The 8,941-nt window shown below is 36.4% G+C and carries 5 protein-coding genes; 4 read left to right on the plus strand and 1 reads right to left on the minus strand.

Annotated features, from left to right (window positions below; all coding sequences use genetic code 11):
* Positions 1 to 330 precede the first annotated feature (330 nt).
* The 3 genes from ileS to NTU89_00150 all read left to right on the plus strand — a co-directional run bounded on the left by ileS (position 331) and on the right by NTU89_00150 (position 5,518).
* A complete protein-coding gene (gene ileS, locus NTU89_00140; GenBank protein ID MCX5922957.1) occupies positions 331 to 3,357 on the plus strand; it encodes an isoleucine--tRNA ligase in 3,027 nt (1,008 codons plus the stop codon).
* A 296-nt stretch (positions 3,358 to 3,653) separates the two neighbouring features.
* Positions 3,654 to 4,652: an ankyrin repeat domain-containing protein gene (locus NTU89_00145; GenBank protein ID MCX5922958.1), complete on the plus strand. Its 999-nt coding sequence runs from the start codon at positions 3,654 to 3,656 to the stop codon at positions 4,650 to 4,652.
* Positions 4,653 to 4,786: 134 nt separating this feature from the next.
* Positions 4,787 to 5,518, plus strand: a complete 732-nt coding sequence (locus tag NTU89_00150; GenBank protein MCX5922959.1) for a hypothetical protein — start codon at positions 4,787 to 4,789, stop codon at positions 5,516 to 5,518.
* A gap of 116 nt (positions 5,519 to 5,634) precedes the next feature.
* On the opposite strand, the gene NTU89_00155 is transcribed toward NTU89_00150, so the two are convergent.
* Positions 5,635 to 7,476 (minus strand): hypothetical protein, encoded by a 1,842-nt coding sequence (locus tag NTU89_00155; protein ID MCX5922960.1) that lies wholly within the window; start codon positions 7,474 to 7,476, stop codon positions 5,635 to 5,637.
* A gap of 132 nt (positions 7,477 to 7,608) precedes the next feature.
* Here NTU89_00155 and NTU89_00160 point away from each other — a divergent pair, with 132 nt between their 5' ends.
* Positions 7,609 to 8,928: a hypothetical protein gene (locus NTU89_00160; protein MCX5922961.1), complete on the plus strand. Its 1,320-nt coding sequence runs from the start codon at positions 7,609 to 7,611 to the stop codon at positions 8,926 to 8,928.
* Positions 8,929 to 8,941 lie beyond the last annotated feature (13 nt).

An 8,941-nucleotide genomic window follows, 5' to 3' on the forward strand; every position in this document is an offset into this window, starting at 1 on the left:
AGTTTTTTTGAAGCAGCTACTTTTTTTAGTGCTAATTCTCTGAGATCATTACTGTAAATTATAGACACATTTCTCCTTTAAATTTTTGTGTCTTAAGTATACATCAATCGATCTGCAGCTCCTAATGACTTAGGCTATAGTAGATGTTTTTGTATTCTTTTTTTCATAGTCTTGGGCCTTTCTTTGGTTTGGTTATAAATTACTGATTTTAGGTTATTTTATAACCCATAAAGAAATCAATGGTTTATGACTTTTCTGGTAAAAGGTTAGGTTTTTGGTATCCTTTTTCATATAAATTATATTTTTATGTGAGCCGTGAGGTATTTTTCCATGAGTGATGAAACGAAAAAAAATGAGTATAGCGATACTTTAAATCTTCCAAAAACTGATTTTCCAATTCGGGCTCAGTTTTCTATTTCCGATTCGATTATGCTGCAAAGATGGAACGATGAAAAGTTGAGTGAAAAAACATTTGTTCACAACCAAGGAAAAACAAAATTTATTCTTCATGATGGTCCGCCGTATGCCAATGGAAATATTCATCTAGGACATGCGTACAATAAAATTTCAAAAGATATTATTACTAAAGCTGAACGCATGACAGGAAAGCATGTTCCGGTAATTCCTGGTTGGGATTGTCATGGTTTGCCTATCGAATTAAAAGTTACTCAAGAAACCCCTGGATTATCTTCGCAAGATTTAAAAAAAGCTTGTCGAAAATATGCTCAAAAGTGGATTGATATTCAGCGAGAAGAGTTTAAAAATCTTGGTGTGATGATGAATTGGGATAAGCCATACACTACCATGGATTTTTCTTATGAAGCATCAATTTTACGAGCCTTTAAAGAGTTTTTTGGCCAAGGCTATATTCAAAAAAAATTAAAAACAGTTCCTTGGTGTGCTTCATGCCAGACCGTTTTAGCGAATGCTGAAATCGAGTACGCAGAACGAAAAGACCCATCGATCTATGTTCAATTTCCATTGCCAACATCTGTAACTTCAAATCTTTTTCCAGAGTTTGATGGCAAGCAAGTGAGTTTGCTTGTGTGGACGACAACTCCATGGACGCTTCCATTGAATCGAGCGGTTGTGCTTCGTCCTGGTGCGCAGTACTCACTGGTTGAAATGAGTGGCAAGCTTGTTATTTTGGGTAAAGATTTAGTAGAAAAAGTTGCAGGAATTATTGGTGAGGCAAGCGTAAAAACAATTAAAGCTTTCGCCTCAGAGATTTTAATTGGGCAAAAGGTTAATCATCCATTTATTACAGATCTTCAAGTACCAATCATTGGTGATGGTTTTGTTTCGTTAGAAGATGGAACAGCTTGTGTTCACAGTGCTCCTGGGTGTGGGCCAGAAGATTATGAAGTTGGAATTAAAAATAATTTAGAAATTTATTCACCGATCACTGCTGACGGAAAATATAGCAGTGAAATTAATCCTTTGGAATTAATTGGTATGTCTGTTGCTGATGGGCAGATTTGGGTTATAAAAAAATTAGTAGAAGTCGACAACGTTTTGTTCAAACAATCGATTCGACATTCGTTCCCGCATTGTTGGCGATGTAGAAATGGATTAATTTTTAGAGCGACGAGCCAGTGGTTTTGTGATCTATCTAAACATGATTTAAAAGATCATGCGCTTGAGGCGATACAGTCACTTGAAATGATTCCTCAGAGTGGAAAAAATCGTTTTTCGGCGACACTTGAAGGGCGACTTGAGTGGTGTTTGTCTAGGCAGCGCAGCTGGGGAGTTCCAATTCCAGCGTTAAACTGTTTAGATTGTGGGCATACTTTTACGTCTGTTGAGCTTATCGAAACAGCTGCTCAGGGTGTAGAAAAAGATGGAATAGAATTTTGGGATACGGTTTCTGTTGAGCAACTTGGTGTGAAGGCTTGTGTTTCATGTCTGTCCAACTCGCTGCGTAAAGAATTTGATATTTTAGATGTGTGGTTTGAGTCTGGCGTAAGTCACTTCGCAGTTCTTTTAAAAAATCCATCACAGGCATATCCGGCGGATATGTACCTTGAGGGTAAGGATCAACACAGAGCTTGGTTTCAAAGTTCGCTTTTGACATCGCTTGTTTTAGAAAAATCTGCGTGCATGAAAGAAATTTTAACGCATGGGTTTACGGTTGATGCTCAGGGTAAAAAAATGTCAAAATCTATTGGCAACGTGGTAAGCCCTGGACAGATTATTGATAAAGTTGGCACCGATGGCTTGAGGCTGTGGGTAGCAAGCAGTGATTATGATAGTGATCCTGTGGTTTCTGAATTGCTGCTGAAAAATATTTCTGAAGTGTATCGCAAGGTTAGAAATACGAGCAGATTCTTGCTTTCAAATCTTTATGATTTTGACAATGAAAAAGATGCGGTTAAGACAGAGGATATGTTAGCAATTGATCAATTAGCATTGGTTCGCTTGCATAAGTTTAATATGACTATGCAGGCTGCATATCGCGAGAGAAAAACAACTGCGGTGTTTCATGAGTTGGCAGATTATTGCGCTAAAGATTTAAGTGCTTTTTATTTAGATATTATTAAAGACCGATTGTATGTTGAAAAGGCTGATGGTCGATTAAGACGCAGTGCGCAAACTGTTTGTTATCAGATCTTACATACTATGACAACGATTATGGCGCCGATACTTTCGCTTACAGCAGAACAAATATTTGATTTTTATAAGCGTAAAGAAGATGGTAATACTTCGATTCATTTACAGGATTTTGCAGATACAGTTACATTATTTAATTTTGTTGTGAAATCTTATGGACAACATAATTCGCATAAACGGACTTTGATTGAAAACCATAATGAAGTGGAAAATGAATTTTTGATGATTTGGGAAAAGTTGTCGCAAATTCGTGGCGCTGTTTTAAAATCTCTTGAGATTTTGCGAGGGCAGGGCGTTATCAAACATTCTTTGGATTCTTTTGTGCGACTGCATATAAATTCAAGTTTTGCTGATTTTGAAAAAATAGAAAATTTTTATTTAAATTTGCCAGGCCAAAGCGCGCAGGCCTTTTTTAAGGAATATTTAATTGTTTCACAAGTCGAGCTTGTGCCTGTGATTAAGGTCGCGTCTGGGGTTGAAATTCAAGACCAGGGCGAATCGATGAAAAATTCTTTTGCGGATTCTTCTTTTGTTGAAGCATTGCCTGGACTCTTTATCAATGTTACGAAAGCTTCTGGATTAAAATGTAATCGATGTTGGCAGTGGTCAGATGATTGCGTTATTAAAAATCTAACTGATTCAGTTGTCGATAATTCTGCCTTAATTGAGTCACCTGCTGTGTCAACTTCTGGCGCGGCACTTTGTGGCCGGTGTGCTGCGGTTTTAGACAAAAGACCTTCGGCCTAGCGCTCAAGGTTTCTAAGCGCAATATGTAGAAAATCTGAGGATTGAAATCCCCCGCCGGCTGGGAGCCCGGCTAAGCGGGGGATTTCAATCCTCTATCTTTTATTTTGGGTGTAAGTCTTTTTTGCAATGATTAATGAAATGAGTTATAAAAATGAATTCTATAAAGACTTTTATTAAGGATTAATTTCTATTTAAAAGTTCGATTGTTGGCTTTATATAAGGTATTATTTCTATAGGGAGATTGGTAATTAAGTAATTATTTATAGGGATTTCTTAGTTATTGTTTTAGGGATTTAGTGGAAAAGTTATCAATAAAAAAAATATCATACGCTTTGTATATCTGCATTGTTTTGGTTGGCTTTGATTTAAAGGCTGCGTTTCAAGAATTTAGAGCAAGAAAGCTGTTTCATAGACCAGAGTCTATTGAGCCATCTATTCCTGCGCTGCATAAGGCCGTGGATGATAATGATTTGGTAAGGGTTAAGGCGCTTATTGATAGAGGCGCTTTCATTGATGAGCTATCAACGGTTGGTGAGCTTGAGCTGATTGAGTCACTTGGAAATGATAATAGTTTACGTGGCAATAGGCCTATGCATTTTGCAAAGAGTGCAGAAATGGTGCGCTTGCTTGTATCGCTTCATGCAAACCTGGAACTACAAAATCTTCATGGAAAAACCCCATTGCACTCCAGTGTAGAAAAAATAAACGCTTCTTGCGTGAGAGCATTAATTTCTGCTGGTGCAAACATAGAGGCGATGGATGACAATATGCAAACACCGCTTCATCTAGCTGCTCGTAAATGCAAGTTAGCAAAGATTGATCAATCAAATGCTTCGATTGAGATAACACAAGATCTGTTGGTCCATGGTGCAAATATGTACGCGACAAGTGTTTCGAATCTCACGCCATTGGATTATGGAATAAAGTATAATAATAAAAAGTTTGTTAAAGCTTTTATAGCTGCTGGATATGACGTTGCCAAAATTGATTTTACAAAGCTTAGAGGGGAGCAGGGCGCTAGACATCTTCAAGAAGTGGAAGATTTACTGGAGTGGTATACCCCTGAAAGAATTGATAAAGAAAATAGTTTACTTGGACAATCTATTGAGTTTGCCCACGATCAGTACAAAAAGGGTAAACCATGGTTGCTTGGAGCTATGCTTGGACTGGGAAAAAATAGTAGCTTAGAATCTTTGGTACATCGTAACATTTCAGATAGGTCTCGAAGTCATTTTGAGCCATCGTATCTTGAAGGTCAGATTATTCCTGCACTAAAAAAACAAATGCCGAATTAGTTGATAAGAAGGTCTATTGCTCAATCTGTAAAAACTACTTAAGTTTTTTTTTGCAAACTCTTGATTTTTTGCTTTTGTAAAAGATATTCTTGAATCAAAAGGGTATATTTTTAGGGTGAAAAAGGGAGAATAGTATGAAAAAGTTATTGTTTAGTTGCTTGGTGGCTGGACTATCTGGGGTATCTTTAGAAATTATGGCATCTGCGGCAGTAAAAGCTGCTCTGGCTGATCAAGATGCAGGTCTTGCAGCAACAACTCAGGCTGCGGTTTCAAATTCTTCATACGTCAAACCTTTATTTAGGGATGGACAGAAGAAGCTTGGTGATATTTTAAGTTCGATGAAAGCAAATGTAAAAGCTCCTTATAATTATTATAAATTGTATCAACAATATAGGGAGATTCTCAATTTGATGGATAAATACAATATAGAAAATAGAGAAGTTTTACATAGAATTCTGATGAACAATCCAAGATTTTTATCTTATTCTGAAGTGGAAAAGCTGTCCGTGGTCAGAAGCGACTCAATGTTTCAAGGGTTGCTCAATAAAGGATTTCGCGTAGACGATGATTTGATTGTCGGCGTTGGCATAGTTTTTAATGATATTTCTAAAATAATAGCAGCTCTTGAAAAACAGAAATTAAAATTGTCATCTGAAAACAAAGTTGATGCTTTAATTTATATAGAACAAAATATTGGTGGATTACGAGCTAAGCAACAAGAACTTTTAAGTTTCGTAGAAAGTGTAATGAAAGATGCTATTGAAATGAAAAAACTTGCTTTAGAGCAGATATCAAATAATAAATTTAGTAATCCAAAAAAAATATCCACAAAAAACATATCCATTGGTGCTCAAACAGTAACATAAACAATATTTATAGTGTCATAAACTTGTATAAAAAAGTAACTCCAAATCTTAATTAAGACTTGGAGTTACTTTTTTATTGATGTCTTTTCGGTATGCTCAAAGCCTATACTGTTATCTTATCCAACAGTTGGAGTAGCAGTAGCTTGAGCGGTTACCTTTGTTTGTTTTTTATCTGCGTTGCGAATAGTTCCTGCTTTTCGTTTTGCTTTTCGCTTTAAGAATTCTAGGTCTGATTGGAATGTTGTAAGTTTATCACCAATTTTATCACTCAAGAAGGTTAAAAAGTCATTGTGAGCTTTAGAGTACTCAGGACCTTTTTGCTGAAAGATAGAATTGTTTGAAGTGGCAGCAGACTGCTGACTTGAGGTGTTTTGTGTTTTCTTTGCATTCAGTCTATCTTGGATAGGGTCAAACGCTTCTTTATACCTTGCTATTCTTCGTTCTATTGTAGCAATGTCTTTGTTGTTTTGTAGTTTTTGTAAATCGTCTTTCGTCATTTCTACAATTTTTTTCTTAACGGTGCCTAAAACGTCATCAAGGTTTTCAAAGCTTTGTACGAATTTATTTTTAAATTCTGTTTTTACTTTTGATGTATAATTTTTAAAATCATTTTCGATCCAGTTAGTTTGATCTATTTCGTTGCGAATGGATGTTGTTGGCGGGGTAGTCTCGGTTTGTGATGCTGGAGGATAATTAGTTACCACCTTATTTAAAAAATCTACAAATTCCTGTTCATACTTTGCATCAAATGAATCTTTTGTATGATCTTCTAACTCACTTGCAGCATAATCGTATGCAGACATCGTAGATTTTTCGGTAGCTTTATCTTCTGGCGTTTTTTGAGCTGCTGCTGGTTTATCGCCTTCTTTTTGAGCAGAGCTAGACGATGACGATCCTGATTTGCCACCAAAGTCTGATTGGTCTGGTCCGTAACTTCCTGGTCCATATCCAGATTGGTCATACTGGCTGTACGGATCATATGAGCCTGCGTATCCGCTTGGTGAGCCACTGTTGTAGTTGCCACCAGTGGATGATGAAGCTCTTCTAGCTTCTGATGGAGTTGCTGGTTTTTGTGCGATAAACTTTTCTGAGTCGGTTGCTGACTTTAATGCTATTTTTGATTTTTCATCAGCCTCTTTTGACATTTCTAAGGCTTCTGGATCCCATTTGCGAAGGAACTTTTCAAGCATTGGCATGAGCTGATCTATGTAGTTATCAAATACTGATAAAATAGCCTGTGTTTTTTTAAGATAGGTTTTTTCTAGTTCGATTGTTGTAGGCAGTCCAAAATTGTCTTCAATTTTAAAGCTATCGTTTTGTTCAGTAATATCAGCAAGGAACTCTTTTAATGTTTTAATTAAATCTTTCTCGTCTGGAGAAAGTTCTTTTTTAGATAGTTTTTCAGCAAGGCGCTTTGTTCTGAGTTGATAGATTTGGCGTTTCATGCTGCCAAATGTAACTTTGCTTTTCCATTTCATATCGACTTGCTCTGAGCAGCCTTTGGAGCTTTGCATTTTTTGTAAAAGCTGATCGATGCATTCTGTAATTGAGCCAATAAAGTTTTGAAATACTTCTAAATCAGTTCCGGATGCAACGATGCGGTCTGGCTTAGTTTCAGGTTTAATTTCTTCAATTGGTGATCGCTTTGGCTCTTCTTGGGGTAAATCTAAGTGCGGCTCAACCATTTTTGCAATACTTGTAATGTCATTAAAATCTTGTTCTGACATTGATTCAAGAGTTTCCATCAAGAGTCGTTCAAATTCTGCTTTTTCTTCCGGGGTACCATTTTTTTCAAGTTCTTCTAAGAAGCGCTGTCCTTCTTTTACCTGCTCTGCAATTTGATCTTCGGTTAAACCACCAAAGACTTGTTCAACTGATGGCCTAGATGGATTTTCGGTGTACGTGTATGGTGTTGCTAGATGCAAGCACATAAACATTGATAAAATATACTTTTTCATAAAAAGTAAGCTCCTGGTAAGTATGGATTAAAAATTGATATCTTTTCCTTACGTTTTTTTCATGATGTATCTTGGTGTAAGGATTTCGAAATTATTATAACCATTTTATATTTAGATCGCCAGAGGCATCATATGAAATATGTTTTTTTATCTGCGGCTTTGTTTATTATTCCTGACTGGTTTCCTTTCTTGTCTGTTCCGTGCACGTTGATTTTTTTGATTCCTTTGCTTGTATCAAATAATTCATTTATTAAGGGTTTTGCCTGGGGCTTGCTCACTTGCTCGATCAAGCTTCTATGGTTTTTGATGATGATCCTTACAACCGGTTGCGATGGCCTGGGCACAACGTCAGGAGTTTTACTGTGGATTAGCACTATTGTATACCTGTCGATGTTTTCGGGTTTGTGGATTTGGCGGATAACGCAAACTTCTCGCATAGAAATAAAGTTTTTGTTAACCATAACCTATTTTGGATTCATGATTTTAAGTTGCATGGCTCCTTTTGGTGTGATTGAGGGGTATCCGTTTTTCAATCCTCTTATCAGTTTGGCTTACTACCCACAGGTATTGTGGTGTGTCAAAAAGATAGGAGTTCTTGGTGCTTTGAGTTGTTTAATTTTGTTTCAGCTGTTTATAGCAAAATACAAAGAGTTAAGAGGACGACGGGGGTTAGGTTTCTTGTTCTCTGTCGTTTTTTTTATTCCGTTTTTAGCAGAATTCTTTTTTTATGAGCCAAATCCAAGCAAGTCGCCAACCATAAATAACTCAAATATAAAATATATACAGCCTTGGTGGTATGGATGCAAAAATCCTGCGTTTGTAGGTCATAAGATGGCAGAAAGTATAAACGATGAGCTGACAAAGCTGCCAAAAGCTAAGGCTATTTTGATGCCAGAGTCTACGTTTTGTTTTGAGATAGAAGATTATCAATCTTTTGTTTCTTTGTGGTCTGATAAAGATTTAGATGCAATCATTATGTTTGGGGGGCATCGAAGGGTTGGTGAAGTTGTTTTAAATAGTTTTTTTATGTTGAAGCGTGGCAAGATTGTTCATGTGTATGACAAAATGCATTTGATTCCATTTGTTGAAAGAAGTATTGGATGGCCCAATAATTTTCTTTTTTTAAAAATTTTACCTTCCTGCTTATTCCCTGTGGCTTGCCGTGTCCGCCATAGCCAAAGGCGACGGCTGGAACCACGAGGGTCCAGCATAAATGAAAAGTCCAACGATCTGATACATATTTGTGGGCAAACATATCAAATTTTTATATGTTCTGAGTTCTTCTTTGAAGTAAAAAAAACAAAAGGATATCCAATTATATTAATTTGTAATGAATCCTGGCTTTATTTTGAATATATGAAAAAGTTCATGGTTTTATTTATAAAATATTTTGAAGTTAAATATGATTTGCATGTTTTATATGCGACTACGAAAGGAAGGTTTTCTGGATAGATTTAGTTTTTAA

This window comes from Candidatus Dependentiae bacterium, assembly GCA_026389065.1.
GTDB lineage: Bacteria > Babelota > Babeliae > Babelales > Chromulinivoraceae > JACPFN01.

Coding starts and splice junctions, on each gene's coding strand:
- NTU89_00160 (MCX5922961.1), top strand. CDS start 7,609: ATGAAATATGTTTTTTTATCTGCGGCTTTGTTTATTATTCCTGACTGG.
- NTU89_00155 (MCX5922960.1), bottom strand. CDS start 7,476: ATGAAAAAGTATATTTTATCAATGTTTATGTGCTTGCATCTAGCAACA.
- NTU89_00150 (MCX5922959.1), top strand. CDS start 4,787: ATGAAAAAGTTATTGTTTAGTTGCTTGGTGGCTGGACTATCTGGGGTA.
- ileS (MCX5922957.1), top strand. CDS start 331: ATGAGTGATGAAACGAAAAAAAATGAGTATAGCGATACTTTAAATCTT.